This window comes from Micromonospora okii (assembly GCF_020884795.1).
In the GTDB taxonomy this organism is placed as follows: domain Bacteria; phylum Actinomycetota; class Actinomycetes; order Mycobacteriales; family Micromonosporaceae; genus Micromonospora; species Micromonospora okii.
On the sequence record NZ_BBZF01000018.1, the window covers coordinates 292,033 to 318,143 of the forward strand.

Sequence of the window (26,111 nt, forward strand, 5' to 3'; positions counted from 1 at the left end):
CGTCGCCAGAGCCGACAAGGGAGGTGCGGGGTGACCGCGGTCAAAGAGGTGGTCCGGCGACCACTCGGACACTTCGCCGAGCGAAGCATCGCCGGTCTGCTGGCGGTGGCCGGCGCGGGCGTCGCGTTCGGGCTGCTGCTGATGCTCGTCCGGTTCCGGTTCAGCCCGCTCTACCGCGCCGACCACGGGGCCGCCGAGTGGTTCAACGATCTCGTGGCGCCGCACCACGCCCTGGTCACCGTGCTCCAGGCGATCACCGACCTCGGCGGGCGGCCGGTGCTGATCTGGCTGGTCAGCGTCGCCGCGATCGGGCTGCTGATCCGCCGCCAGGCCCGGCTGGCCGTCTACCTGATCATCACCGGGCTGGGCGGGCTGACCCTCGACCCCTCCCTGAAGGCCCTGGTCGGCCGGCTTCGGCCGGTGGTCGACGTGCCGGTCGCCAGCGCCCCCGGCAACAGCTTCCCCAGCGGCCACGCCCTCGGCTCGCTCGTCGCCTACGGCGCGCTGCTGCTGGTCTTCCTGCCCGCGATGGCGCCCCGCTGGCGCAAGCCGGCCATCGCGATCGGCGCGGTGCTGGTGGCGCTGATCGGGCTGACCCGGATCGCCCTGGGCGTGCACTTCGTCTCCGACGTCCTCGGCGGCTGGCTGCTCGGCGTGGCCTGGCTCGGCGTCACCGCGTACGCCTTCCGGCTCTGGCGGCGCGAGCGCGGCCGGCCGGTGCCGCCGCTGACCGAGGGCCTGGAGCCCGAGGTGGGGCGCGACATCGCCCCCGCCCCGGCCGAGGAGCACGTGCTGGAGCACCCCCGCTCCGCCGTCGCCGAGCTGCTGGTCGGCTGGGTGCTGGTCTTCGGCGCCCTGTACGGCTTCGGCATGCTGGTCAGCTACCACGCCAAGGACACCTTCCTCGGCACCCTCGACAGGGAGGTGCCGCGCTGGTTCGCCGAGCGGCACACCGGGTTCTGGACCGAGGTGAGCTGGTGGTGGAGCAAGTTCGGCGACACCCACGCGATCCTGCTGGTCTCGCTGGTCTTCTGCCCGCTGGTGCTCGCGGTGTGGCGGCGCTGGCGGCCGGTGCTCTTCGTCGTGCTGGCGATGGTGGGCGAGCTGACCCTCTTCCTCGCCTCCGCCCACGCCGTCGACCGGCCCCGTCCGCCGGTGGAGAACCTGGACGGGCAGATGCCCACCTCGTCGTTCCCGTCCGGGCACATCGCCGCCACCATCTGCCTGTGGGCGGCCATCGCGGTCATCGTGTTCCCGCGCACCGACCGCTGGTGGCGCTGGCTCTTCGTGGCGCTGGCGGTGATCATGCCGGTCGGGGTGGCCACCTCCCGGATGTACCGGGGGATGCACCACCCCACCGACTTCATGGGCGCGATCCTGCTCGGCGCACTCTGGATCGGCCTGCTCTACTGGGTGGTCCGCCCCAACGCCGACCTGGCCGAGGGGAACCAGCCGGCGATCTCCGCCGACCAGGTCGACGAGCTGGACGACGAGCTGGCCGAGGCCGGCCGACCCGGCTGAGCGCGCCGCCGTGCTGCGGGTGATGACCTGGAACATCAGGACGGGGGGCCGGGACCGCGCCGGTCCCGGCCGCCTCGACCGGGTCGCCAGGGTCGTCGCCGAGCGGCGGCCGGACCTGCTGGCCGCCCAGGAGCTGCGTGGCTTCGACTCCGGCGACGTGCTCGCCGGCTTCGCCGCCGAGGTGGGCATGCGGGCGCACCTGGCCCGCTCCCGCTTCGGGCAGCCGGTCGCCGTGCTGGTCCGCCCGCCGCTGCGGGTCGTCGCGGCCGGTCCGCTCCGCCGCCCGTTCCACCACGCGGCCGTACGGGTCACCGTGGCCACCGACGCCGGGCCGCTCACCGTCCTCGGCGCGCATCTCGACCCGTACTGCGGGCTGCGGCGGCGCGTCGAGGCGGGCTGGCTGGCCGCCGCCGTCCGCCGGGCCCCCGGCGAGCTGACGCTGCTGGGCGGGGACCTGAACACCCTCGACCCGGAGACCGACCACGCCGACCGCATCGCCCGGCTGCCGCCCGCGTACCGGCGTCGGCACCTGCGCCGCGACGGGCGCACGCCGGAGACCCGGGCGGTCGCCCGGCTCGCCGCCGCCGGCCTGGTCGACCTGCACCGCGCGCTCGCCCCGGGCGATGCGGGCCTGACCGCGCCCACCCGGCACGGCGGCGGGGCGGAGTTCTCCGGGATGCGGCTGGACTACCTCTTCGCGACCCCGGCGCTGGCCCGGCTCGCGCTCTCCTGCACGGTGCAGCGCGGGGGCGAGACCGAGTACGCCTCCGACCACTACCCGGTGCTCGCCGAGTTCGATCTGCGCCCGGCCTGACCGCGCCCCGGCCTGACCTCAGCCTGACCCCGGCCCCGGCCCGACCGCGCCGCCGGTTGCCGGCTCCGCCTAGGCTCGCCCGCGTGAACGCCACGCCCACGCGGGAGCCGCAGCCGCCCCCGCTGATCACCGTGCTCGCCCGGGGCGTGGCCCTGGTCGTGGTGCTGCCCGTGCGGCTGCTCTGGGAGCTGCTGGTCGGAACCGCCCGCTGGATCGGCCGCTGGCTGCTCAGCCCGATCGGCCGGGCGCTACGGGCCTGGGTGCTGCGCCCGCTCGCCTGGCTGGCGTACCGGCTGCTCTGGGTGCCGCTCGCATGGCTGGCCGGGCACCTGCTCTGGCGCCCGCTGGTCTGGGTCTTCCGCACGCTGGTCCGGCCCGTGGCGCGCGTGCTCGTCGACGCGCTCGACTGGCTGATCCGGCACCTGCTGGTGCCCCTGGTGGAGCTGGTGAAGCGGGCGTTCGGCCCGGCCCTGGCGGCCCTCGGGCGCGGGCTGTGGCGGCTGCTGCTGCTGGTGGCCGGAGCCCTCCGGTACGCCTGGCGGCTCGCCGGTCGCGTCCTCGGCTTCCTCTACCGGCAGCTGGTGCGCCCGGTCGGCCTGGCCGTGCGCTGGGTGTGGCGGCACACCGCCGTCCCGGTCGGACGGGCGCTGCGCGCGGCCTGGCGGGCCACCGTCGCCCCGGCGCTGCGCTGGCTGAACGGGTCGATCCTGACCCCGATCCGCCAGGCCACCCGCGAGCTCCTGACCGCGCTCGGCCTGCGCCGCTGAACCACCCACCCACCCCTCACAGGTGAGGGGTGGGTGAGGGATGGGGTCAGGTGGCGACGACGTCGGCGACGACGCAGGCGATGTTGTCGGGGGCGCCGGCGGCGTGGGCCAGCTCGACCAGCCGTGCCACGACCTGCTCGGGGCCGGTGTCGGCCTCGATCGCGCGGTGCAGTGCCGCCCGGTCGACGACCGACGAGAGCCCGTCGGAGCAGAGCAGGTAGCGGTCCCCCTCGGCGGCGGTGCGCAGGCCCAGGTCCGCCTCGACGTGCGCACCGCCCGCGCCGAGGGCCCGCACCAGCAGGGCCCGCTGCGGGTGCGCGGCGACCTCGGCCGGGTCGAGCCGACCCTGGTCGACCAGCGACTGCACGTACGTGTGGTCCCGGGTGAGCGGGGTCAGCTCGCCCCCGCGCAGCAGGTACGCCCGGGTGTCGCCGACGTGCACCAGCGCCAGCTGGGAGCCGGAGCGCAGCAGCGCGGTCAGGGTGGTGACGGGCTGGTGGTCGGCCACCGCCACCGCCGCCGCGCGCACCGCGCGGTCGGCCTCGGCGACCGCGCCGGCCAGCAGCGTGAGCAGCTCGGCGGGCGGCACGTCGGTCGCCTCCAGCGGCCGGAGGGCGGCGATGGCGGCGGCGCTCGCGGCGGCGCCGCCGGGGCCGCGCATCCCGTCGGCGACGGCGAGCAGCCGCTCACCGGCGTACGCGGCGTCCTCGTTGCTGTCCCGCACGGCCCCGGCGTCGCAGCGGGCCGCGTGGCGGATGCCGAGGGCGGGGGCGGGGGTCGGGTCGGACATGGGAGTGCTCCTTCCGGACAAAGCGTCCACGAGGAGGGTGGCGAGCCGGCCACGGGCCGCCGTGTCGGCGCTGACCCGTCGCCAGTACGCGTCGACCGCCTCGGCCGCCGCCGAGGGCCGGAGCCCGCAGACGGTGCGGATCTCGGCCAGTGGCATGCCGATGCGCCGGAGCGCGGCGATCAGCCGGGCCTGTTCCACCTGGTCGGGGGCGTAGAGCCGGTAACCCGACTCCGGGTCGACCGCCGCCGGGTGCAGCAGCCCCACCTCGTCGTACAGCCGCAACGCCTTCGGCGTCAGGCGGACCGCCCTGGCGAACGCCCCGATGGTCAGCAGCCCCACGTCGACATCCTCCTCGCGCCGGTCACGGCGACCGGCACGGACCAGGTTGGGGCCTCCCCGAAGGGCAAGGTCAAGCGCGGAGTTCGTGGACACCACGAGGAGGGCCCCCGGCCATCGACTCGTCGACGGCCGGGGGCCCTTTCGCGTCGTGCCGCCGCGCTAGACGCGGGTGATGCGGATCGCGTCGGCGATCACGAGGCCGGTGCTGCCGGACCACCGGCTGACACCCACCTTGTTGGCGTCCCCGGCGGCCAGGGTGAAGTTGCCCAGCGAGCGCCAGCCACCGCCGTTGGCGGTCTGGTTCATGTGGACCGTCTGGTTGCCGCTGCTGGTGGCCACGATGTACGGCGTGGTGGTGTTGTAGCCGGCGACGGCCGGGTACCAGACCTCCACCCGGTAGGTGGCGGTGGCCGGGATGTTCACCTTGTACCAGGCGGTGTCGCTGGCCGCGACCGGGTCGGCGAACCGGTAGTCGGCGCCGTAGCGCTGCGCCGAGTACGACGAGGTGCCCCAGTTGCTGCTCGCGGTGAACCGGCCGGCGGTGGTGTTGTCCACGATGGTCGACCAGGAGGTCGGCGGGGGCGTGGTGGTGCCGGTGACGAGCTGCATGTAGTAGGTCCAGTTCCAGTTCGGACCCGGGTCGGTGTGCGTGGCCCCCGGCACCTGGTTGTGCCCGATGATGTTGTTACGGGTCTTCGGGATGCCGTACTTGTCGGCCAGGTGCCGGGTCAGCGCCGCCGACGAGCGGTACATCGCGTCGGTGTACCAGGACGCGTTGTTGACGTAGCCCTCGTGCTCGATGCCGATCGACTGGGTGTTGTAGGTCCAGTTGCCGGCGTGCCAGGCGACGTCCTTGTCCCGCACCATCTGGGTCACCGCGCCGTCGGAGGAGCGGAGCAGGTAGTGCGCGCTGGTGCCGGCGGCGGCGTTCTGGAACCAGCTGATCGAGCCGGAGTAGCTGCCCTGCATGGTGTGGATGATGATGTAGTTGATCGGGTACGCCGACTCGCGGCTGGAGACCGTGTAGTTGGCCGAGTTCGCCGGCACCCAGGCCGCCGGGCCGTAGTCGGTGCTCTGGACGCCGTAGTCGGCGCTGCCCAGCGGCGCCACGCCGGCGTAGTCGCCGCGTCGGGGCGCGACCGGGCGGGCACCGACACTCACCGTGCCGGTCGCCGTGGCCGCGCTGAAGCCGCTGCCGAGCAGGTCGTACACGGTGTCGGCGTAGAGCCGGGCGGTGGCCCGGTCCGACGAGCCGCCGTAGCGGGCGATCACGCCGTACCACTGGTTGACGTCGTCGCGCTGCGCGGCGGTCAGCCCGGCCTGGTCGGCGTACGAGCGGAGCACCGCCGCCGCGCCGGCCACGTTCGCCGCGTCGCGGGTGCGCAGCTCGGTGCGGTCCAGCCGGGTGCGGTGCGCGGCCTCGTCGAGGGTCCGCACCTTCGGGTTGCTGGTCAGGTGCATCACGCCGTACCCGCCGGAGGTGCTGGGCTCGCCGTTGTGGCCGTCGAGCCGGGTCTCCGCGTAGCCGAGCGCGGCGAGCAGGTCGCGCGGCACGTCGGAGCGGGTCGAGGCCCGGTCGAAGGCGGCGGCGAGCGTCTCCGCGCCGTGCTGCGGCGCGGCCAGGGCCGGCTGGCCGGTCAGGCCGATCGTCAGGATCATGGCGCCGCCGAGCAGTTGGCTCACCCGACGCGAGGGTCTCCGAACAGTCACCGTCACTCCTCGTCGACTGCAAGGGGCGACCGTGATCAAGTCGCCCGGATCGCCGCACCATACAATGCGACATCCGTCTATGTCGAGAGCTTGCACTGAGCTAGATGACGATGAAGAATTTCTTCACTCGGCGGAAACCTGTGCGACACCGCGCCCGGTTCCGCCTGAGCGGCGGCTCAGAGCAGGAGATTGAGCAGGATCGTCAGGACGACCGAGGCGACGACCGAGAACAGGATCATCAGGAGGCAGCCGAGGCCGCCGCCGGCCGGCCGGATCTCCGTGTTGCCGATGCGCACGGGGCACCACCTTCTCAGCGGGGGAGGGTCACGACGAGGAGAGCAGGTCGCGCACCTGGGCGGCGACCTGGGCCGGCGCGGTGGTGGCGACGTTGTGCGCGGCCCCCGGCACCACCGCCGTGCGGGCGCGCGGGACCACGCGGGCGAGCCCGTCCCGCCAGGCGGCCGGGGCCAGCGGGTCGCGGGCGCCGGTGACCACCAGCGTGGGGGCGGCGACCCGGGCGGCGTCCGCCTCGATCGCGTTGCGCACCGAGTGCGACAGGGTGGCGAGCACGCGCGGGGGCCGGGCGTCCCAGACGTCACGGAGCAGGATCGGGGCCTGCCACTTCGCCTCGCGCAGCACGTCGACCAGGAAGCGGCCGACCAGCCCCCGCCGGCTGCGGGCCGCCGGGTCGCTGGTCGGGCCCGCGAGCACCAGGGCGCGGACCAGGTCGGGCCGGCGGGCCGCCAGCGCGGCGGCCACCTCCGCGCCGAACGAGTGCCCCAGCACGCACGCCGGCGGCAGCCCGTACGCGGCCAGCCACGCCGCCAGGTGGTCGGCGTGCCGTCCCACGTCGTACGCGCCGGGCGGGTGCTCGCTCAGGCCGAAGCCGGGCAGGTCCGGCACGTACACCGGATGGGTGGGGGCCAGGGCCAGCGCCAGCGGGGTGAGGTAGCGGTGCGACACGGCGAGCCCGTGCACCAGCACCACGGGCGGCGCGCCGGTGCCCGGGTCGGCGGCCCGGCGGGTGTGCGTGCGCAGGCCGTCGACCAGCCGCCACTCGCTGGTCAGCCCGGCGGCGGGCCGGGGCGCGGCCAGGGCGATCCGGCGCTGGGCCGGGGAGAACCCCACCGGGGCGGCCGGGCCCCGGGGCCGGACAGTCGCCGTCACAGCTCGCGCAGCCGGGGGAGCAGCTCCTCCCGGGCCCAGTCGAGGAACCTCGGCTGGGTGTCGCCGCCGACCTGGACGAGCGCGACGTGGGTGAAGCCCGCGTCGACGAACTTCCTGAACGCCTCGACGTGCCGGTCGGTGTCCGGACCGCAGGAGATCCCCTCGGCGACGTCCTCCTCGCGGACGAACTGCGTCGCGGCGGCGAACGACTCCGGGCCGGGCAGGTCCGCGTTCACCTTCCAGCCCAGCCCGAACCAGCGGAACTGGTCGTGCACGATCCTGCGGCACTCCGCCTCGTCCGGGCCGTAGCAGATGGCCACCTGCCCGAAGCGGGGCCGCCCGCTGCCGCCCGCCTCGTCGTACATGCGGATCAGGTGCGGGTCCGGCTCGGTGGCGACGAGGCCGTCGGCGTGCTCGGCGGCGAGCGTCACCGACTGCCGGCCGGACGCGGCCACGGCCATCGGCACGGGCGTGCGCGGCCGGTCCCAGACGTACGCGTCGGGCACGTCGTAGTGGTTGCCCGAGAAGGTCAGCGTCTCGCCGTTGAGCAGCGGGCGGATGATCTGCAACGCCTCCTCGAACATCTCGTGCCGCTGCTGCACGTGCGGCCAACCGCCGACGACGTGCTCGTTGAGGTTCTCCCCGGCGCCGAGGCCGAGGGTGAAGCGGCCGTCCGAGAGCACCCCGATCGTGCTGGCCTTCTGCGCCACGACCGCCGGGTGGTACCGGCGGATCGGGCAGGTCACGAAGGACATCAGCTCCGCCCGGCTGGTGGCGTGGGCGACCGCGCCGAGCACCGACCAGGCGTACGGGGAGTGCCCCTGGGACTCCAGCCAGGGGTAGTAGTGGTCGGAGATCACCAGGTGGTCGAAGCCGGCCGCCTCGGCGCGCATAGCGTAGTCGACCAGTTCCTTCGGGCCGGCCTGCTCGCACATCAGGGTGTAGCCGACGTTGACCATGCGGTGTCTCCTTCGCTCTCCCGATCGACACCGCATACCCCGACCGGGACCGGCCAACCCTCGCCCCTGCACCCACCCGGCGCCGAACACCGTTTGCCCCCGGGTGATCGATCGGCATACGCTGATCCCTGCGCCGGTCGGGAGCCGGACGGCGGCTGACGGGCCAGCCGCCTCCTGCCGTCACCACCACCGCACCCCCTGGGCACGGGGTGACCCTCCCTGAGGAAGGCCATGAGAAAACGTCTCTCCGTCGCGGGCGTCGCCCTGCTGACGGTCCTCGCCGCCGTGTTCGCCTTCGGGCAGCCGGCGCAGGCCGCCGCCGGCTTCACCGTCTCCAACGGCAAGCTGTACGACGCCAACGGCACCGAGTTCGTCATGCGGGGCGTCAACCACGCCCACACCTGGTACCAGCAGCAGACCAGCTCCTTCGCCAACGTCAAGGCCCTCGGCGCGAACACCGTGCGCGTGGTGCTGGCCAGCGGCCAGCGGTGGGCGAAGAACGACGTCGCCGACGTCGCCAACGTCATCTCCCTGTGCAAGGCCAACAGGCTGATCTGCGTGCTGGAGGTGCACGACACCACCGGGTACGGCGAGCAGAGCGGCGCGGCCACGCTGGCCCAGGCGGTCGACTACTGGCTCAGCGTCTCCAGCGCCCTCGCCGGCCAGGAGAAGTACGTCATCGTCAACATCGGCAACGAGCCGTACGGCAACCAGGGCTACGGCACCTGGGCGACCGACACCGCCAACGCGGTCAAGCGGCTGCGCGCCGCCGGCCTGACGCACACGATCATGGTCGACGCCCCGAACTGGGGCCAGGACTGGTCGTTCACGATGCGCGACAACGCCGCGTCCGTCTTCGCGGCCGACCCGCAGAAGAACACGGTCTTCTCCATCCACATGTACGGCGTCTTCGACACCGCCGCCGAGATCACCGACTACCTCGGCCGGTTCCGCACCGCGAAGCTGCCGATCGTGGTCGGCGAGTTCGGCTTCGACCACTCCGACGGCAACCCCGACGAGGACACGATCCTGTCGTACACCCAGGCCAACGGCATCGGGTACCTGGGCTGGTCGTGGAGCGGCAACGGCGGCGGCGTCGAGTACCTCGACATGGTCACCAACTTCAACCCCGCCGCCCTGACCACCTGGGGGCAGCGCATCTTCAACGGCGTCAACGGCATCAGGGCGACCTCCCGGGAGGCGTCGGTGTACGGCGGCGGGCCCAACCCGACCACGCCTCCGCCGCCCACCACGCCTCCGCCGACGACGCCCCCGCCCACTACGCCCCCGCCGACCACCCCGCCCCCGGCCGGCGGCTGCACGGCGACGTACACGATCGTCAACCAGTGGGCGGGCGGCTTCCAGGGCGAGGTGAGGGTGACCGCCGGCTCCGCCGCCGTCACCGGCTGGACGACGAGGTGGACCTACGCCAACGGGCAGACCGTCGGCCAGGCATGGAACGCCACGGTGAGCAGCAGCGGGTCGACCGTGACCGCCCGCAACGTGGACTACAACGGCCGGCTCGGCGCCGGGGCCAGCACCACGTTCGGCTTCATCGGCAGCGCGGGCGGCACCAACACCGTCCCCGCCGTCACCTGCACGGCGAGCTAGGCGTACCGCCACGGGTGGTCGGGTCCGCGTGGGCCCGGCCACCCTCGCGTCGCCCGGCGCGCGGGCCCGGGGTCGGGCTCACGCCCCGGCCACGTCGCCGGCCTGCTCCCAGATCGCGCGCATCTCGTCGAAGGCCTGCGCCATGAGCTCCACCATCGCGCGCCGGGCCCGCTCGCCGTCGCGCCGCTGGATGGCCTGGGCCACCTCCGCGTGCAGGTGGAGCGCCTGGTCGTGGGGGTGGTGCGGCATCAGGTGATGCTCGTGCCGGCCGGTGAGCACCTCCGCGACCAGGCTCTGCAGGCGCACGAACATCTCGTTGCCGGAGGCGATCAGCACGCGTCGGTGGAATTCTATGTCCAGCTCGAGGAAGCGCTCCTCGTCGCCGGCCTTGCCGGCGGCCCACATCTTCGCGGCGAGCCCGACGAGGTCGCTCGCCTCGTCGTGGCCCACCCGCTCGGCGGCGAGCAGGGCGGCGTGCGGTTCGACGGCGGCCCGCAGCTCGGTGATCGAGCGGAGCTGGGTGATACGGCCGACCGAGGCGAGCCGCCAGCGGATCACCTGGGGATCGAAGACGTTCCACTCCTCGATCGGACGGATCATGACGCCGACCCGTCGGCGGGTCTCGACGAACCCGATCGAGGCGAGCACGCGCAGCACCTCGCGGACCACCGAGCGGGACACGGCATACCGGTCGACCAGGTCGTCGATGTTCAGGACCGCCCCCGGCGGGAGTTCGCCGCCGCAGATGGCCGTGCCGAGGCGATCGAGGACCTGCGCGTGCAATCCGGCTTCAACCGGGGCGGTCCGGACGGCAGGGACCCCTGCGGGGGACGGTTTCACACGGCGGATCGTATCAGTTAGATCAACCCCTTGAATAAATCTGCTTTTTCGGCCTAGCATCCGGACGTTAAGCGGATGTAAACCAGGAGGTGGCGGGCCGCGTGGCGGTCCCGGCAGGCCACCCGCATGGCGGTCCTGGCAAGGCCACGGCATAGGGAGTTGGACGTGAGACGTCGATCGGTAATGGGAACCTCGCTGGCGATGGTGGTCGCACTGGGCCTGTCCGCCTGCGGTGGCGGCGACGCGGGTGGCTCGGACACCGTGCGCGTGACGCTGGTGAACCACGTCTGGACGGAGAACATCAAGAAGGCCCTGCCGGAGTTCGAGAAGCAGTCCGGCCTGAAGGTCGAGGTCACCCAGCTCGGTGAGGACCAGCTCTCCGACCAGTACAACGTCAAGCTCAACGCCGGGTCCAGCGACATCGACGTGATGATGTACCGGCCGTTGCAGGAGGGGAGGCTGTTCGCCGAGAACAAGTACCTCGCCGACCTCGGCGAGAAGGCCAAGGCGGACAGCGCGTTCGAGATCGGCGACTTCCAGTCCGGGCCGGTGCAGGCGACCACCCACAAGGACAAGGTCGTCGGCATTCCGATCATCACCGAGCAGGAGGTCCTCTACTACCGCAAGGACCTGCTGGAGAAGTCCGGCTTCACCGCCCCGCCGAAGACGCTCGACGAGCTCAAGACGCAGGCGGCCAAGGTCGAGGCCGACAACCCGGGAGTGGCGGGCTTCGTGTCCCGCACGGGCAAGGCCGCCGCCGTCACCCAGTTCTCCAGCTTCCTGTTCAGCTTCGGCGGCGACTTCGTCGACGCCGGCGGCAAGGCCACGGTCAACAGCGAGCAGGCCAAGCAGGCGTACGCCTACTACGGCGGGCTGCTGCGCGAGCACGGCCCGGACAAGATCAGCACCGACATGAGCTGGTCCGAGGCGATGGCGATCTTCACGCAGGGCAAGGCGGCCTTCTACACCGAGGCCAACTCGCTCTACAAGAACGCCACCGACCCGGCGAAGTCGAAGGTCTCCGACACCGTCGGCTTCGCGGCCTTCCCGGCCGGCCCCGCCGGCTCGAAGCCGTACAACATCCCCTCCTGGGCGCTCGGCGTCAACGACTCGTCCAAGAACAAGGACAACGCCTGGAAGTTCATCCAGTGGGCGGCCGGCAAGGAGCAGGCGCTCGCGCAGCAGAAGGCCGGCGTCCCGAGCGCCCGTACCTCCGTCTGGGACAACCCGGAGGGCGCGGCGACCTACCCGAAGGACCTCGCCGAGGCCACCACCGTCAGCACCGCCAACGGTGTCGGCCACGACCGTCCGCTGGTCAAGAACGTCGCCAAGGCGCGGGAGATCGTCGGCCAGCCGATCGTCGACGCGATCACCGGCAAGGACGTGACCGCCTCCGCGGAGAGCGCCAACGAGGCGTTCCAGAAGTTCCTCGACGACGAGGCGAAGTAGCCCGGGGCGCGGGTGGTGGGGCGGACGGCCCCGCCACCCGCGCCCCGGGCCCCTGGCCCTGACCCCTCCGGAGACCTGATGTCAGCCGTCACCACACCAGTCAAGAAATCACCCGGGGTCCGCTCGACGCACTCGGAGAGCTCCGCCCTGTCACGCTGGGCCAACAACCACCGCAAGTGGCTCTTCGCGGCGCCCGCCATGGTCTTCGTCGCCGTGCTGATCGTCTTCCCGGTGGCGTGGACGGGGTATCTCAGCCTCACCGACGCCGAGGGCTCGGTGCGCGCCGAGAGCAGTTTCATCGGGTTCCAGAACTACCTCGACGTGCTCGGCGACACCGACCGGTTCTGGCCGGCGGTGTGGCGCACCGCCCTCTTCACCGGAGTGGTGCTCTTCTTCGAGGTCGTTCTCGGCATGGCGATCGCCCTGCTGCTGTGGCGGCCGTTCCGTGGCGAGAAGTGGGTCCGGGTCGCGATCCTCCTGCCGCTGGTGGCCACGCCGGTGGCGGTCGGCATGATGTGGCGCCTCATCTTCGACCCCAACATCGGGGCGGCGAACCAGCTCCTCGGCTGGTTCGGCATCTCCCCCCAGCCGTGGCTCGCCGGGCAGGGCTCGGCCCTGCCGACCACGATGTTCATCGACATCTGGCAGTGGACGCCGATGGTCGTGCTGATCCTGCTCGCCGGCCTGACCGCGATCTCCGACGAGCCGCAGGAGGCGGCGCTGATCGACGGCGCGAGCACCTGGCAGCGGTTCCGGCACGTCACCCTGCCGCTGCTGATGCCGACCGTGATCGTCGCGATCCTGCTGCGCGGCATCGACGCGCTGAAGACCTTCGACATCCTCTACGCCACCAAGGGACGGGGCGGCGGGTCCTTCCACGAGGTGGAGACCCTCAACGTCTACGCCTACGGCCTCAGCTTCGACTACAACGACTACGGCGTCTCGTCGACCGTCCTCATCATCTTCTTCCTGATCATCATCGGGGTGATGTGGGCCCTGACGTACCGCAAGAAGGGGATGGACCGATGAAGCCGCGCGGGCCGTACAGGATCTTCCGGGCCGTGGCCCTCGTCCTCGTGGTGCTGGCGCTGGTCGCGCCGCTGGTCTGGATGGTCGCCGCGTCGCTCAAGACCAACGTCGACATCTACGACACCGAGAAGACCTTCTCCTTCACCCCCACGCTGGACAACTACGCCAACGTGCTCCAGCAGGCGAACTACGTGAAGTTCATCGGCAACAGCCTCTGGGTGGCGCTCGCCGCCACCGTGCTGTCGCTGCTGCTCGGCGTGCCGGCCGCGTACTCGATGAGCCGGTTCAACATGAAGAAGTCGGCGCTCGTCGTGCTCATGGCGCGGGTCATCCCCGGCGTCTCGCTGCTGGTGCCCTGGTACTACGTCTTCTCGAACCTGCAGATGGTCGGCGGCTTCACCGTGCTGATCCTCAGCCACATGTTCGTCTCGCTGCCGTTGATCGTCTACATCATGATGGGCTACTTCGACGGCCTGCCGGCCGAGCTGGAGGAGGCCGCGCTCGTCGACGGGCTGACCCACATCGGCGCGTTCCGCCGGATCACCCTGCCGCTGTCGGTCCCCGGCGTCGCCACCGCCGGCATCCTGTCGTTCATCTTCTCCTGGAACAACTTCATGTTCGCCCTGGTCCTCTCCGGGGCCGACACCAAGACGCTCCCGGTGGCGATCTTCGACTTCGTCGGCTACGCCAGCATCGACTGGGGCGGCCTGATGGCGGCGGCGACCGTGGTCACCCTCCCCATCATGGTGATCGCCCTGTTTGTGCAGAAGTACGTCGTCTCCGGCCTGACCGCCGGCGCCACGAAGGGCTGACGGCATCATGACCACGATCGAACGGGTGGAGACGTTCCTCGTCGCCCCGCGCTGGCTCTTCGTCCGGGTGGAGACCTCCTCCGGCGTCGTCGGCTGGGGCGAGGCGACCTGCGAGGGGCGCTCCGAGACGGTCCGCACCGCCGTCGAGCAGCTCAGCGAGCTGCTGATCGGCCGGGACGCGCTGCGCATCGAGGACCACTGGCAGGTGATGACGAAGGGCTCGTTCTACCGGGGCGGGCCGATCCTGGCCAGCGCCGTGGCCGGGCTCGACCAGGCCCTGTGGGACATCGCCGGCAAGCACTTCGGCGCGCCGGTGCACCAACTGCTCGGCGGTCCGGTGCGGGACCGCATCCGGGTCTACGGCTGGGTCGGCGGCGACGATCCCAGCGAGGTGCGCGACCAGATCGGCGCCGCCCTCGCCACGGGGCTGACCGCGGTGAAGATGAACGCCTCCGGCCGGATGAGCGCCGTCGCGTCCGTCGCCGAGCTGGACGCCGTGGTGCGGCGGGTCGCCACGGCCCGGGAGGTGCTCGGCGACTCCCGGGACGTGGCGGTCGACTTCCACGGCCGGTTCAGCCTCGCCACGGCCCGCCGGGTCGCCCCGCTGCTGGAGCCGTACCGGCCGTTCTTCCTCGAGGAGCCGGTGGTCCCGGAGAACTCGCACCTCATCGGCGAGTTCGTCCGCTCCACCACCACGCCCGTGTCGACGGGGGAGCGGCTCTACAACCGGCAGGAGTTCCTGCCGGTGCTCCAGGCCGGCATCGCGGTCGCCCAGCCGGACCTCTCGCACGCCGGCGGCATCACCGAGGTCCGCAAGATCGCCGCGCTGGCCGAGGTGTACGACGCGCAGCTCGCCCCGCACTGCCCGCTCGGGCCGATCGCGCTCGCGGCCTGCCTCCAGGTCGGCTTCGCCACGCCGAACTACCTGATCCAGGAACAGAGCATCGGCATCCACTACAACCTCGGCGCCGAGGTGCTCGACTACTGCCTCGACAAGTCCCCGCTGACGTTCGTCGACGGCTACGTCGAGCGGCTCACGGCCCCCGGCCTCGGCATCGACATCGACGAAGACGCGGTGCGCGCGGCGGACAAGCGCGGCCACGCGTGGCGCAGCCCCACGTGGCGGCACCGCGACGGCTCCTACGCGGAATGGTGATCACATGACCCTCGATCTCGTCGCCGAACTCACGGCCGCCCGCGTCCTGGCGGTCATCCGCGGCACCGACGCCGCCGGTGCGGTCGCCGCGGGCACCGCGCTGCTGGAGGAGGGCGTACGCATCGTCGAAGTCGCCCTCACCACGCCGGACGCGACGCGGGCCATCGAGGCGCTGCGCGCCGCCGCGCCCGCCGGCTCCCTCGTCGGCGCGGGCACGGTGCTCACCACCGCCGACGTGGCCGACGTGGCCGCCGCCGGCGCCCAGTTCGTGGTGACCCCGGCCGTGGTCGAGTCGATCGGCGAGGCCGCCCGCCGGGGCCTCCCGGTCGCCGCCGGGGCCCTCACCCCCACGGAGGCGTACAACGCCGTCCGGCTGGGGGCGTCGGCCGTCAAGCTCTTCCCCGCGTCGGTGGGCGGCCCGGCGTACCTGAAGGCGGTGCGCGACCCGTTCCCGGACATCCCGTTCGTGGCGGTCGGCGGGGTGGGCCTGGCCGACGTGCCCGGCTACTTCCGGGCGGGCGCGATCGCGCTCGGGCTCGGCGGCCCGCTGGTCGGCGACGCCGCCTCCGGCGGTGACCTGGACGCGCTGCGGGGCCGGGCCCGCACGTACCTCGCCGCCGTGCGGGAAGCCGCCGGATCGTGACCGCGCCCGACCTGCTCACCTTCGGCGAGACGATGGTCTCGCTGCGCGCCTCCGGCCCGCTCGCCGCCGGGGCGACCCTGAGCATGCACCTGGCCGGGGCCGAGTCCAACGTGGCGGTGGGGGTGGCCCGGCTGGGTCACCGGGCCGCCTGGGCGGGCCGGGTGGGCACCGACGAGTTCGGCGAGTACGTGCTGCGGCAGTTGCGCGCCGAGGGCGTCGCGGTCGACGGCGTGACCCGCGACCCCGACCGGCCGAGCGGCCTGATGTTCCTGGAGCAGCGCACCGCCGACCTGACCCGGGTGCAGTACCACCGGGCCGGCTCCGCCGGGTCGGCGCTGCGCGTCGACGACCTGCGGGCCCCGCTGGCCGCCGGCGCGCGGGTGCTGCACCTGACCGGGATCACCCCGGCGTTGTCCGACACCGCCCGGGAGGCCGCCCGGTGGGCGGTCGAGGCCGCCACCGCCGCCGGCATCCCGGTCTGCCTCGACGTCAACCACCGCGACCGGCTCTGGTCCCGCGACGCCGCCCGCGCGGTGCTCGCCCCGCTCGCGCGGCACGCCGCGATCGTCGTCGCCTCCGCCGACGAACTCGACATCCTCGGCGACCCGGGGGCCGACGAGCAGACGGTCGTGGCGGAGCTGCTCGGACGGGGCGTGGGCACCGTCCTGGTCAAGCTGGGCGCCGACGGCGCGCGGGCGCACACCCCCGACGGGGTCGAGCGGGTCGGCGCGCTGACCGTGACGGCCGTCGACCCGGTCGGCGCCGGGGACGCGTTCACGGCGGGTTACCTGTCCGGCTGGTTCGACGGGCTCGACCTCGCCGCCCGCCTGCGCCGCGCGGCGACCCTGGGCGCCTTCGCGGTCTCCAGCCGCGGCGACTGCGAAGGGCTGCCCCGCCGCGCCGAACTCTCCCTCCTGGACGGCCACGAGGCCGGAAACGTCCTGCGCTGAGCCGCCGCGTACACCCCTCGAAGAAAGGCATCCCGTGAAGATCGTCGCAGCCGATGTCATCGTCTCCAGCCCCGACCGCAACTTCGTCACCCTGAAGATCACCACCGACGACGGCGTCACCGGCCTGGGCGACGGCACCCTCAACGGACGGGAGCTGTCGGTCGCCTCCTACCTGCGCGACCACGTCGTCCCGCTGCTGATCGGCCGGGACCCGCACCGCATCGAGGACACCTGGCAGTTCCTGTACCGCTCGGCGTACTGGCGACGCGGGCCGGTCACCATGGCGGCCATCGCGGCGGTGGACGTGGCCCTGTGGGACATCAAGGCCAAGGCCGCGGGCATGCCGCTGTACCAGTTGCTCGGCGGGGCGTCGCGCACCGGGATCATGGCGTACGGGCACGCCTCGGGCCGCGACCTGCCGGAGCTGTTCGACTCCATCCGTCGGCACCTCGACCTCGGCTTCCGGTCGATCCGGGTGCAGACCTCGGTGCCCGGCATCAACGCCGTGTACGGCGTCGCCGCCCAGCCCAGCGCCGACGGCAAGCGGTACGACTACGAGCCGGCGCAGCGCACCCCGCTGCCGGCCGAGGAGGACTGGGACACCCGCTCCTACCTGCGCCACCTGCCGGGCGTCTTCGAGGCCGTGCGCAACGAGTTCGGGCCGGAGCTGCCGCTGCTGCACGACGGGCACCACCGGATGACCCCGATCCAGGCCGCCAAGCTCGGCAAGGCCCTGGAGCCGTACGACCTGTTCTGGCTGGAGGACTGCACGCCGGCCGAGAACCAGGAGGCGCTGCGCCTGGTCCGCCACCACACCACGACGCCGCTGGCCATCGGCGAGATCTTCAACACGGTCTGGGACTACCAGACGCTCATCCGCGAGCAGTTGATCGACTACGTCCGCTCCGCCGTCACCCACACCGGCGGCATCACGGCCATGCGCAAGCTGCTCGACTTCGCCGCGCAGTACCAGATCAAGTCGGGCATCCACGGCCCGACCGACATCTCGCCGGTCGGCATGGCCGCCGCGCTGCACCTGGACCTGGCCATCCACAACTTCGGCATCCAGGAGTACATGCAGCACGGGCCGCTGACCAACGAGGTCTTCCGGCAGTCGTTCACCTTCACCGACGGCTACCTGCACCCGGGGGAGCAGCCCGGGCTCGGCGTCGAGCTGGACGAGGCCGCCGCCGCGAGGTTCCCGTACGTGCCGGCCTACCTGCCGTTCAACCGGCTCCAGGACGGGACGGTCCATGACTGGTGAGCGCCCCGGCGGCGCGGCGACGCGGCACGTGGTCGTGATGGGGGTGTCCGGGGCCGGGAAGACGACCGTGGCCCGGGGCATCGCCGCCCGTACCGGACTGGTCTTCGCCGAGGCCGACGAGTTCCACTCGCCGGCCAGCGTGGCGCGGATGCGGGGCGGCGTGCCGCTGGACGACGCGGCGCGCCTGCCCTGGCTGCGCGACCTGGCCGGGTGGATGGCCGCGCGGGGCGCCGAGGGGGTGTCCACGGTGCTGGCGTGCTCGGCGCTGAAGCGGTCCTACCGCGACGTGCTGCGGCAGGGACCGCCGAGCGTCGAGTTCGTCCACCTGGACGGCCCGGCCGAGGTCATCCGGGAGCGGCTGGCCGGGCGCGCCGGGCACTACATGCCGGCGAGTCTGCTGGAGTCGCAGCTCGCCACCCTCGAACGGCACCGCCCGGACGAGTCGGTGCTGGTGCTCGACGTCTCGCTGACGCCCGACGAACTGGTCTCGGCGGCGATCGAGCGCCTCGGCCTGGCCGCCGGGGCGGCGGCCGACGACCGGCCGGCGGGCGGACCCGCCTGACGCTCCCCGGTGTTTCTCAGACAACTCACAGCGGTGACCACTAGTCTGCCCTGGTCAGCCGCCAGCGTTCCACGGTGGAGCGTGGCGCCGGTTCCGCGGAGGGTCCGATGGTCTTCAAGAAGATGTTGAGCGCGTTCGGCGTGGGTGGCCCCAGCGTTGACACGGTGCTGGCGAACCCGAACACCCGGCCGGGCCTCACCCTCGACGGCCAGGTCAACCTGGTCGGTGGGGACGCGCCGGCCGCCATCGAGCAGGTCGTCGTGGGCCTGGTCACCCGGGTCGAGGTCGAGAGCGGCGACGGCGAGTACGCCGGCGTCATGGAGTTCCACCGGATGCCGGTGAGCGGGGCCTTCCAGCTCGCCCCGAAGCAGCAGTTGTCGATCCCGTTCCAGCTCCCGGTGCCGTGGGAGACGCCGATCACCGACGTGTACGGCCAGCGCCTCTACGGCATGACGATGGGGCTGCGCACCGAGCTGGCGGTGGCCCGGGCGGTCGACAAGGGTGACCTGGACCAGGTCAACGTCCACCCGCTGCCGGTGCACGAGCGGATCCTGGACGCCTTCGCCCAGCTCGGCTTCCGGTTCAAGGGCGCGGACCTGGAGCGGGGCCGCATCCACGGCGTGCACCAGACGCTGCCGTTCTACCAGGAGATCGAGTTCTTCGCCGCGCCGCAGTACGCGCAGCTCATCAACGAGGTCGAGCTGACCTTCGTGACGAGCCCGCAGGGCGTCGACGTGGTGCTGGAGTGCGACAAGCGGGGCGGCTTCCTCAGCGCCGGCCACGACGTCTTCGGCCGGTACACGGTGGCCCACACCGACGCGGACCGGACCGACTGGGTGCGGGTGGTCGACGGCTGGCTCCAGGAGACCACGTCCCGCTACGGCGGCCTGCGGGCCCAGGGCTTCGGCGCGCCCCAGCACGGCTTCGGCGCGCCGCACCAGGCGTACGGCGCCCCGCACGGCTACCCGATGCAGCACGGCCACGGCCACGGCCACGGCCGGGGCGGCGTCGGCATGGGCGGGATCGTCGCCGGGGCGGCGCTCGGCGCGGTCGGCGGGATGGTCGCCGGGGAGATGATCGAGGACGCCGTCGAGGGCGACTTCGCCGAGGACTGGGGCTTCGGCGAGGAGTGACGCACGACGGTGGCCCTCCGGGAGGAGTTCCCGGAGGGCCACCGTGTTGTTCAGGAGCGGGCGGACCGGTCAGTGCCGGGCCTTGCGCTCCTCGCCGCCGCGATAGGCGCTCCCGGCCTTCGCCAGGCCCCGGCTACCCAGGTAGCCGATCGACAGCAGCGTGATGAAGAACCAGGCCTGCGGCGCGCGGAAGATGTCCACGCCGACCGAGTTCTTGCCGACCAGGTACGAGGCGGCCAGCACGCCGATCACCGAGGCGGCCCAGACCCAGAACTCCGTGGTCTTGAACGCCTGCTTGGTCTCCGTGCCCGGCGCCTGCATCGGCTCGCGGTGCCCGTCGTGCATCATGGGCATCGGCCGGGTGGGCGCCTCCTGCATGCCACGGTTCGGCGCCTCGTTCATCGCGCGGTTCGGCGCTTCCTGGGCCCGACCCGTCGGCCTGGTGGATGCAGCCTGCGTGCTCATCTTGTCCTCCTCAGGATGCGATGAGTCCTACTGCGCTCCCTCGCCCCGCTACCGCGTTTCGGCCACGGCACGGTTTCGCGTTTCCGGCGGGGGCACCCCCCGACTACCCGAAGGCCCGGCGAGGTAACGCCCCCGTACCGCCGGAGAGCAGCGCCCGGCCGCGACCCACCGGCGACACGGGCGGGGTTTGGCCGGTCGGTCACCGGGCACGCACGACATTCCGACACTTATGCGAGGTGGTGGACAGTGCGCGAGGACGACACGGGGCGGGAATCCGCCCGTAGGGCGGAGGAACGGATCGCCGGCGGCGTGTACGGCGAGGGGGCGCTCGACGAGGTCACCGTGCCGCAGACCGACGAGACGCGGGTCATCCAGGACGAGGACCCCGACGACCCGGCGGACGCCCCGGTCGACCCGGAGGTGCTGCGCGACGGCGGCCCGACCCGGGGCCAGGGCGCGGTCACCACGACCGGCGGCACCGCCGGCCCGGCGAGCGTGCGCCGGGTGGCCCGGCAGCCGGAGCAGCACCCCGGGAAGGTCGCCCCGACCACGACCGGCGACGCCACCACGGGCGGCCTGAGCACCCCGGCGGGCGGCTCGACCAGCGACCAGTCGAGCAGCGCCAGCCAGGTCGGCAACTTCACCGACGAGTGACACCGACTGCCTGCCTCACCGGTTCCCGGGGAGCACACGTTCCCGGAACCAGTGGCACGTTCCCGGAACCGGTGGCCGTCCGCCGCCGCGAAGGCCCCGATTCCGGGAAAGTGCGCCTGAAGTCCCGGAGAGGCCGGGGAGGCGCGGTCAGGACGCCGCGCGGAGGATGCCCAGGCGTTGGGTGGCGCGGGTGAGGGCGACGTAGAGGTCGCTGTGCCCGCGCGGCGACTCCGCCACGATCCCCTCGGGGTCGACCACCAGCACGGTGTCGAACTCCAGCCCCTTGGCCTGGCCCACGGTCAGCAACACCACCCGGCTCTCCAGCTCCGGGTGCTCGCCGACCGCCGCCTCGGGCAGCGCCGCGACCAGGGCCGCGCCCAGCGCGTCCACCCGGCCGCCGGGCACGATCACCCCGAGCCGCCCGTCGGCCAGCCCGGCCGCCTCGGCGACCACGGCGTCGGTCAGCTCGCGCGCCAGCGCCTCCTCGGCGACCGCGCGGTCCCACGGCGGCACGCCGCTGTCGCGCACCGAGCGCGGCGGGCGCAGGCCCGGGTCGATCTCGGCCAGCACCTCGGCGGCCACCGCCATGATCTCGGTCGGGGTGCGGTAGCTGACGGTCAGCTCCTCCAGCCGCCACCGCCGCCCCACGTACGGCTCCAGGGCGTCCGCCCAGGACGGCGTGCCGGCCAGCGCGCCGGTCTGCGCCACGTCGCCGACGATCGTCATGGACCGGCTCGGGCAGCGGCGCATCAGCAGCCGCCAGGCCATCGGCGACAGCTCCTGCGCCTCGTCGACGATGACGTGGCCGAACGCCCAGGTGCGGTCGGCGGCGGCGCGCTGGGCGGCGGTCAGCCCGTCGTGCTCCTCCTGGCGCTCCAGCAGCAGGTCGGCGTCGATCAGGTCGGCGACGCTGAGGATCTCGCCGCCGCTCGCCTCGTCCTGCACGTCCTCCACGTCGATCGACTGGGAGCCCCGGGCGATCTCCAGGACGCCCTCGGCGTACTCGCGCTGGAGGGCCCGGATGCGCTCCCGGCGGGCCGCGGCGGCGCGGTCGTCCTCGCCGAGCAGCTCGGCGGCCTCGTCCAGCAGCGGCACGTCGGCGACGGACCAGCCGCCCGGCTCGCGGCGCAGCAGGGCGCGGTCGGCGTCGCTCCAGCCGGGCGTGGCGGCGGCGATCCGGTCCGGGTCGGCGTACAGGTCGGCGAGGAGGCGCTGCGGGGTGAGCACGGGCCAGAGCTGGTCCAGCGTCGCCCGTACCTCGGGCTCCTCGCGCAGCTCCCGGCGGATCTCCGCGACGTCGGCCTCGTCGAGCAGGTTCTCCCCGCCCAGCGGGTCCGCGCCGATGCGCTCGGCGATCTGGTCGGCCAGGGCGTGCACGATCTCGACGTCGAACACGGCGCGGGCCAGGTTGTGCGGCCGGCCGGAACGGCGGGCCCGCTCCCGGGCCGCCCGGACGGTCTCCGGCGCGAGGGTCACCACGTCCCGCTCGATCTCGATCTCCAGCGGCTCGTCGGGCGCCCACTGCCGGTCCCGCACGGCCGCGCCCAGCACCTCCACCATCTCCGCGCGGCCCTTCAGCGCCGCCGCCCGCGCCGGCTCGCCGCGCCGGGCGCTCACCCCGGGAAACAGATCCCCGGGGGTACGCAGCAGCACGCCCGTCTCGGCCAGCGTGGGCAGCACCTGGGAGATGTAGCGCAGGAACGTCTCGTTGGGGCCGACCAGCAGCACGCCCCGCGTGGAGAGCTCCCGCCGGTAGGTGTAGAGCAGGTACGCCGCGCGGTGCAGGGCGACGGCGGTCTTGCCGGTGCCCGGTCCACCCTGGACGACGAGCGTCCCGGGCAGGTCGGCCCGGATGACCCGGTCCTGCTCGACCTGGATCGTCTCGACGATGTCGCGCATCCGGCCGGTGCGGCCGGCGTTGAGGGCGGCGAGCAGGGACGCCTCGCCGGTCAGCTCCTCGTGGGCGGTGGGGGAGGCGGTGGCCAGGTCGAGCACCTCGTCGTTGAGGGCGGTCACCTTCCGCTGCCGGGTGCGCAGGTGCCGCCGTCGCCGGACGCCCTGCGGGTTGGCGGCGGTGGCCAGGTAGAAGGCGCGGGCGGCGGGGGCCCGCCAGTCGATCAGCAGCGGGTCGTAGCCGCCGCTGGTGTCGAAGATGCCGATCCGGCCGACGTAGTGGCGGGCGTCGTCGTCGGTGTCCAGCCGGCCGAAGCAGAGCCCGTTCTCCACGGCGGAGAACTGCTCGACCTGCTCGGCGTACATCCGCACGGCGCTCTCGCGCTGGGACCGGGCCTGTGGGCTGCCGCCGCTGGCGCTCAGCTCCTCGGCGAGCCGTCGGGCGGCCTGCTCCCGCAGGCCGTCCAACCGGCCGTAGAGCATCGAGACGTACTCCTGCTCGTGGCCGATCTCGTCGTCGTGGCGCGGCTCGTCGTCGTGCCGTGGATCGTCGCGCCGGGGCGCGTCGTGGCGTAGCTCGTCGGGACCCGCGGAGTTCCTTGACAAGCCGTCTCCCTAGTGATTAGAATTGCGTACGGAACGGCTTCCATTCGCCGTTCCTTTTTTGTGCCTGAATTGCAAAAGATACCGTGCCGCGGCCCTCCCCACCAAGCGGTCCGGGCAGGTCACGCCGCCGGGTCGGGACGGAGACGCACGCATGTTGCTGGGCGCCGGTCAACGGATCGTCTTCATCGGGGACAGCATCACCGACTGCGGCCGGAGCGACGCCGCCGCGCCGTTCGGCGACGGCTACATGAGCCTCGTCCGCGCGTTCGTCGACGCCCGCTTCCCGGAGCGGGAGCTGACCTGGGTCAACCGTGGCATCAGCGGCAACACGGTGCGGGACCTGGCGGCCCGCTGGGACGCCGACGCGATCGCCGAGCGCCCCGACTGGCTCTCCGTGATGATCGGCATCAACGACGTGTGGCGCGCGTTCATCCCGGGCCGCGAGGCCGAGGCGGTGCCGATCGACGAGTACGAGCGCACCCTGCGCACCCTGCGCGCCCTGCTGCGCCGGGCTGTGGACGCGACCGGGTGCCGGCTGATCCTCGCCGACCCGTACTTCGTCGAGGCCGACGTCGACCAGCCCCAGCGCGCCCGGACCGACCGGTACGCGGCGGTGGTGGCCGCCCTTGCGAAGGACTTCGACGCGGTGCACGTGGCCACCCAGGCGGCCTTCGACCGGGTGCTGCGGCACAGCCCGCCGCAGCGCTGGGCCGACGACCAGGTGCACCCCGGGCTGCCCGGCCACGCGGTCATCGCGGACGCCTTCCTGGCCGCCCTCGACGCCTGAGCTCACCGGCGGCGGGTGCAGACCTCGCGGCTGCGCCCGACGTGGTCCGCCGACCACACCACCGCGACCGTGAAGCAGTAGTCGCCGGTGCGGTCCAGCTCCTCCACCGACCAGCTCGTGCTGCCCGGCGGCAGGGTCGCCAGCGGGCGCGGCTGCTGCCCCGACCGGGCGCCGGTGATCACCACCGGCCCGTTCGCGCCCGCCGGGTACGTCCAGCGCAGCGCGATGCGCTCCCGGTCGTCACTCAGCCGCACCCCACCCGGCGGGGCGCCCGGCGACGCGGCGGCCTTCGGGCCGGCGGACGGCGAGGCGGTGGCCGAGGGCGCCGGGGCCGGCTCCGGCCCCGAGCCGTCGACCCGGGCCACGCCGGCGATCACCGCCGCCGCCCCGAGCACCACCACGGTCACGCCGCCGAGCACCAGCAGCGGGGTGAGCCGGCGCTGCGGGGGCTCGGGCGGGCGCGGCACCACCACCGGCAGCAGCCGGGACGGGTCCGGCCGGACGGCGGGCACGCGCACGGGCCGCACCCCCGGGGGCGGCTCGTCGGCGGCCCGCTCCCGGTGTTCCCCGTCCGCCCAGGGGGCGGAGTCCTCCGGTGGCCACCGGTCGCGGTCGCCCCCGGCGTACGCCGGGTCGCCGGGCTCCGCGAGGGGGGCCGCGTCGTCGGCGGGGAACCGGGGGGCGGGCACCACGGGCGGGGGCGGCCCCTCGTCGGGCGGCCAGGCCGGCTGGTAGGTCGGCGGTGCGTCGTCGGGCGGCCAGGTCGGCTGGTGCGTCGGCGGCCCCTCGTCGGGCGGCCAGGCCGACTGGTAGGTCGGCGGTGCGTCGTCGGGCGGCCACGTCGGCTGGTGCGTCGGAGGCCCCTCGGCGGCCGGCGCGACCCGGGCCGCGGGCACCACGGGCTCCTTTGGCGCCTCCCGCTCCCGGGCGGGGGCCGGGCGGGAGCAGACGTGATCGGGGTTGGCGGCGGCGCGGGCCAGGGCCGCCACCTGCACGGCGAGCGGGTCGTCCACGGCGAGGTGCTGCCGGCACAGGTCCCGGGCCAGGGCCAGGTTGTCGTGCGCCTCGGCGAACTCCCCGCAGTCGCGCTGCATCGACCCGAGCCGGGCGAGCATCTTGATGCCGCTGGGATGGCCGTCGCCGTACACCTCGCGGTGCAGCTCCCAGGCGTCCTGCAACCGGTCCCGGGCCACCTCGCACTGGCCCCGGGCGTACTCCACAGTGGCCAGGTCGGCGTGGGCGGCCAGCACCCGCAGCGACTCCGGCCCGTCGGACGCGGTCAGCTCGATGACCACGTCGGAGTAGAGCCGGGCGGCGCGGGCGTGGCTGCCGACCCGGTGCAGCACCGCGGCGAGGGTGGCCGCCGCCGCCACCGTACGCGGGTCGGAGGGGCCGTGCAGCCGGCTCGTCGCCGCGTACGCGAAGGCGGCCCAGCCCCGCGCGGAGTGCGGCTCGCCCAGGGCGACCAGGACGCGGGCCTGGAGGCCGGCGGCGTCGGCCACCTCGGGGGAGGCGCTGTCGGGGTGCGGATCGGCGTCGCTCAACGCGTCGGAGAGCAGTTGCTGCGCACCGGCCAGGTCGCCGGCGGACACCAGTTGGTGCGCCTGGCCGGTCAGATCACCGAAGGCGGAGGACACGCCCCATCGTGGCCGTCCCGCGACAATATGTACAACCCCCCGAGGATCGCGATTCGGTCGTCATCCGGTCAGGTGGTCCGCGAGCGCCTCGCTGATCCGGCGCAACTGGTCTGCCTGGGCGGGGCTGAGCGCGTCGAAGAGATACCGGCGTACCCCCTCGACGTGGCCGGGCGCGGCGGCGGCGAGCGCGGCGAAGCCGGCGTCGGTGAGCACGGCGACCTGCCCGCGCCGGTCGGTGGGGCACTCCTCGCGGTGGACCCAGCCGGACGCCTCCAGCCGCGCGGCGGCGTGCGACAGGCGACTGCGCGAGGAGCCGGTGACGTCGGCCAGCTCGCTCATCCGCAGCCGGCGGTCGGGCGCCTCGGAGAGCCGCACCAGGATCTCGTAGTAGGCGTGCGGCATCCCCGCGTCGCGTTGCAGCTCGCGGTCGAGCGCGTCCATCAGCGCCCGGGAGGCGGTCAGGTACGCCCGCCACGTGCGCTGCTCGTCCGGGTCCAGCCAGCGGGTCATGGCTCCCAGCATAACCGACATTGTTGAACGCTCAACTAAACCG

The 26,111-nt window shown here is 73.4% G+C and carries 24 protein-coding genes; 15 read left to right on the forward strand and 9 right to left on the reverse strand.

Going from position 1 to position 26,111, the window contains the following annotated elements:
* Positions 1-30 precede the first annotated feature (30 nt).
* The 3 genes from LPU43_RS16650 to LPU43_RS16660 all read left to right on the forward strand — a co-directional run bounded on the left by LPU43_RS16650 (position 31) and on the right by LPU43_RS16660 (position 3,102).
* On the forward strand, positions 31-1,521 hold the full coding sequence (locus tag LPU43_RS16650; protein ID WP_229401338.1) for a phosphatase PAP2 family protein: 1,491 nt from the start codon (positions 31-33) through the stop codon (positions 1,519-1,521).
* A gap of 10 nt (positions 1,522-1,531) precedes the next feature.
* The gene (locus LPU43_RS16655) at positions 1,532-2,335 is read left to right on the forward strand and encodes an endonuclease/exonuclease/phosphatase family protein (RefSeq protein ID WP_229401339.1); all 804 of its coding nucleotides are present in this window, start codon (positions 1,532-1,534) and stop codon (positions 2,333-2,335) included.
* An 83-nt stretch (positions 2,336-2,418) separates the two neighbouring features.
* Positions 2,419-3,102 (forward strand): hypothetical protein, encoded by a 684-nt coding sequence (locus tag LPU43_RS16660; protein WP_229401340.1) that lies wholly within the window; start codon positions 2,419-2,421, stop codon positions 3,100-3,102.
* 46 nt (positions 3,103-3,148) lie between these two features.
* On the opposite strand, the gene LPU43_RS16665 is transcribed toward LPU43_RS16660, so the two are convergent.
* The 4 genes from LPU43_RS16665 to LPU43_RS16680 all read right to left on the reverse strand — a co-directional run bounded on the left by LPU43_RS16665 (position 3,149) and on the right by LPU43_RS16680 (position 8,067).
* Positions 3,149-4,231, reverse strand: a complete 1,083-nt coding sequence (locus LPU43_RS16665; RefSeq protein WP_229401341.1) for a MerR family transcriptional regulator — start codon at positions 4,229-4,231, stop codon at positions 3,149-3,151.
* Positions 4,232-4,390: 159 nt separating this feature from the next.
* Complete coding sequence (locus tag LPU43_RS28935) at positions 4,391-5,341, reverse strand: golvesin C-terminal-like domain-containing protein (RefSeq protein WP_373321733.1); 951 nt, start codon at positions 5,339-5,341, stop codon at positions 4,391-4,393.
* Between the two features lie 924 nt (positions 5,342-6,265).
* Positions 6,266-7,108, reverse strand: a complete 843-nt coding sequence (locus LPU43_RS16675; protein WP_229401343.1) for an alpha/beta fold hydrolase — start codon at positions 7,106-7,108, stop codon at positions 6,266-6,268.
* Positions 7,105-8,067, reverse strand: a complete 963-nt coding sequence (locus LPU43_RS16680) for a TIGR03557 family F420-dependent LLM class oxidoreductase (RefSeq protein WP_229401344.1) — start codon at positions 8,065-8,067, stop codon at positions 7,105-7,107. Before LPU43_RS16680 ends, LPU43_RS16675 begins: the two co-directional genes overlap by 4 nt.
* A gap of 231 nt (positions 8,068-8,298) precedes the next feature.
* Here LPU43_RS16680 and LPU43_RS16685 point away from each other — a divergent pair, with 231 nt between their 5' ends.
* On the forward strand, positions 8,299-9,678 hold the full coding sequence (locus LPU43_RS16685) for a cellulase family glycosylhydrolase (protein ID WP_229401345.1): 1,380 nt from the start codon (positions 8,299-8,301) through the stop codon (positions 9,676-9,678).
* 78 nt (positions 9,679-9,756) lie between these two features.
* Here the strand turns inward: LPU43_RS16685 and LPU43_RS16690 are convergent, their stop codons facing one another.
* Complete coding sequence (locus LPU43_RS16690; protein WP_229401346.1) at positions 9,757-10,461, reverse strand: FadR/GntR family transcriptional regulator; 705 nt, start codon at positions 10,459-10,461, stop codon at positions 9,757-9,759.
* 258 nt (positions 10,462-10,719) lie between these two features.
* On the opposite strand from LPU43_RS16690, the gene LPU43_RS16695 reads away from it, so the two are divergent.
* The 9 genes from LPU43_RS16695 (at position 10,720) to LPU43_RS16735 (ending at position 19,516) form a co-directional block, all read left to right on the forward strand.
* Complete coding sequence (locus LPU43_RS16695; RefSeq protein WP_229401347.1) at positions 10,720-11,967, forward strand: ABC transporter substrate-binding protein; 1,248 nt, start codon at positions 10,720-10,722, stop codon at positions 11,965-11,967.
* A 78-nt stretch (positions 11,968-12,045) separates the two neighbouring features.
* Positions 12,046-12,996, forward strand: a complete 951-nt coding sequence (locus LPU43_RS16700) for a carbohydrate ABC transporter permease (protein WP_229401348.1) — start codon at positions 12,046-12,048, stop codon at positions 12,994-12,996.
* Complete coding sequence (locus tag LPU43_RS16705; protein WP_229401349.1) at positions 12,993-13,808, forward strand: carbohydrate ABC transporter permease; 816 nt, start codon at positions 12,993-12,995, stop codon at positions 13,806-13,808. Before LPU43_RS16700 ends, LPU43_RS16705 begins: the two co-directional genes overlap by 4 nt.
* A 7-nt stretch (positions 13,809-13,815) precedes the next feature.
* On the forward strand, positions 13,816-14,964 hold the full coding sequence (gene dgoD / locus LPU43_RS16710; protein ID WP_229401350.1) for a galactonate dehydratase: 1,149 nt from the start codon (positions 13,816-13,818) through the stop codon (positions 14,962-14,964).
* Between the two features lie 4 nt (positions 14,965-14,968).
* Positions 14,969-15,607, forward strand: coding sequence for a bifunctional 4-hydroxy-2-oxoglutarate aldolase/2-dehydro-3-deoxy-phosphogluconate aldolase (locus LPU43_RS16715; RefSeq protein WP_229401351.1), 639 nt, complete (start codon positions 14,969-14,971; stop codon positions 15,605-15,607).
* Positions 15,604-16,557 carry a sugar kinase gene (locus LPU43_RS16720; RefSeq protein WP_229401352.1) on the forward strand — a complete coding sequence of 318 codons (954 nt, stop codon included), beginning with the start codon at positions 15,604-15,606 and terminating at the stop codon, positions 16,555-16,557. Before LPU43_RS16715 ends, LPU43_RS16720 begins: the two co-directional genes overlap by 4 nt.
* 34 nt (positions 16,558-16,591) lie before the next feature.
* Entirely contained in the window at positions 16,592-17,821 is a 1,230-nt protein-coding gene (gene manD, locus LPU43_RS16725) for a D-mannonate dehydratase ManD (RefSeq protein WP_229401353.1), read from the forward strand.
* Complete coding sequence (locus LPU43_RS16730) at positions 17,811-18,383, forward strand: gluconokinase (RefSeq protein WP_229401354.1); 573 nt, start codon at positions 17,811-17,813, stop codon at positions 18,381-18,383. The genes manD and LPU43_RS16730 overlap by 11 nt, the downstream gene beginning before the upstream one ends.
* 107 nt (positions 18,384-18,490) lie before the next feature.
* Positions 18,491-19,516 (forward strand): sporulation protein, encoded by a 1,026-nt coding sequence (locus LPU43_RS16735; RefSeq protein ID WP_229401355.1) that lies wholly within the window; start codon positions 18,491-18,493, stop codon positions 19,514-19,516.
* Positions 19,517-19,585: 69 nt separating this feature from the next.
* Here LPU43_RS16735 and LPU43_RS16740 read toward each other — a convergent pair whose 3' ends face one another.
* Entirely contained in the window at positions 19,586-19,981 is a 396-nt protein-coding gene (locus tag LPU43_RS16740) for a hypothetical protein (RefSeq protein ID WP_229401356.1), read from the reverse strand.
* Positions 19,982-20,227: 246 nt separating this feature from the next.
* Here LPU43_RS16740 and LPU43_RS16745 point away from each other — a divergent pair, with 246 nt between their 5' ends.
* The gene (locus LPU43_RS16745) at positions 20,228-20,635 is read left to right on the forward strand and encodes a hypothetical protein (protein ID WP_229401357.1); all 408 of its coding nucleotides are present in this window, start codon (positions 20,228-20,230) and stop codon (positions 20,633-20,635) included.
* Between the two features lie 147 nt (positions 20,636-20,782).
* Here LPU43_RS16745 and LPU43_RS16750 read toward each other — a convergent pair whose 3' ends face one another.
* On the reverse strand, positions 20,783-23,038 hold the full coding sequence (locus tag LPU43_RS16750) for a HelD family protein (RefSeq protein ID WP_505845635.1): 2,256 nt from the start codon (positions 23,036-23,038) through the stop codon (positions 20,783-20,785).
* A gap of 247 nt (positions 23,039-23,285) precedes the next feature.
* Here LPU43_RS16750 and LPU43_RS16755 point away from each other — a divergent pair, with 247 nt between their 5' ends.
* Entirely contained in the window at positions 23,286-23,921 is a 636-nt protein-coding gene (locus LPU43_RS16755) for an SGNH/GDSL hydrolase family protein (RefSeq protein WP_229401358.1), read from the forward strand.
* Positions 23,922-23,923: 2 nt separating this feature from the next.
* On the opposite strand, the gene LPU43_RS16760 is transcribed toward LPU43_RS16755, so the two are convergent.
* Both LPU43_RS16760 and LPU43_RS16765 read right to left on the reverse strand, forming a co-directional pair.
* A complete protein-coding gene (locus tag LPU43_RS16760; protein ID WP_229401359.1) occupies positions 23,924-25,558 on the reverse strand; it encodes a tetratricopeptide repeat protein in 1,635 nt (544 codons plus the stop codon).
* Between the two features lie 60 nt (positions 25,559-25,618).
* Entirely contained in the window at positions 25,619-26,080 is a 462-nt protein-coding gene (locus tag LPU43_RS16765; RefSeq protein WP_229401360.1) for a MarR family winged helix-turn-helix transcriptional regulator, read from the reverse strand.
* Between the last annotated feature and the right edge of the window lie 31 nt (positions 26,081-26,111).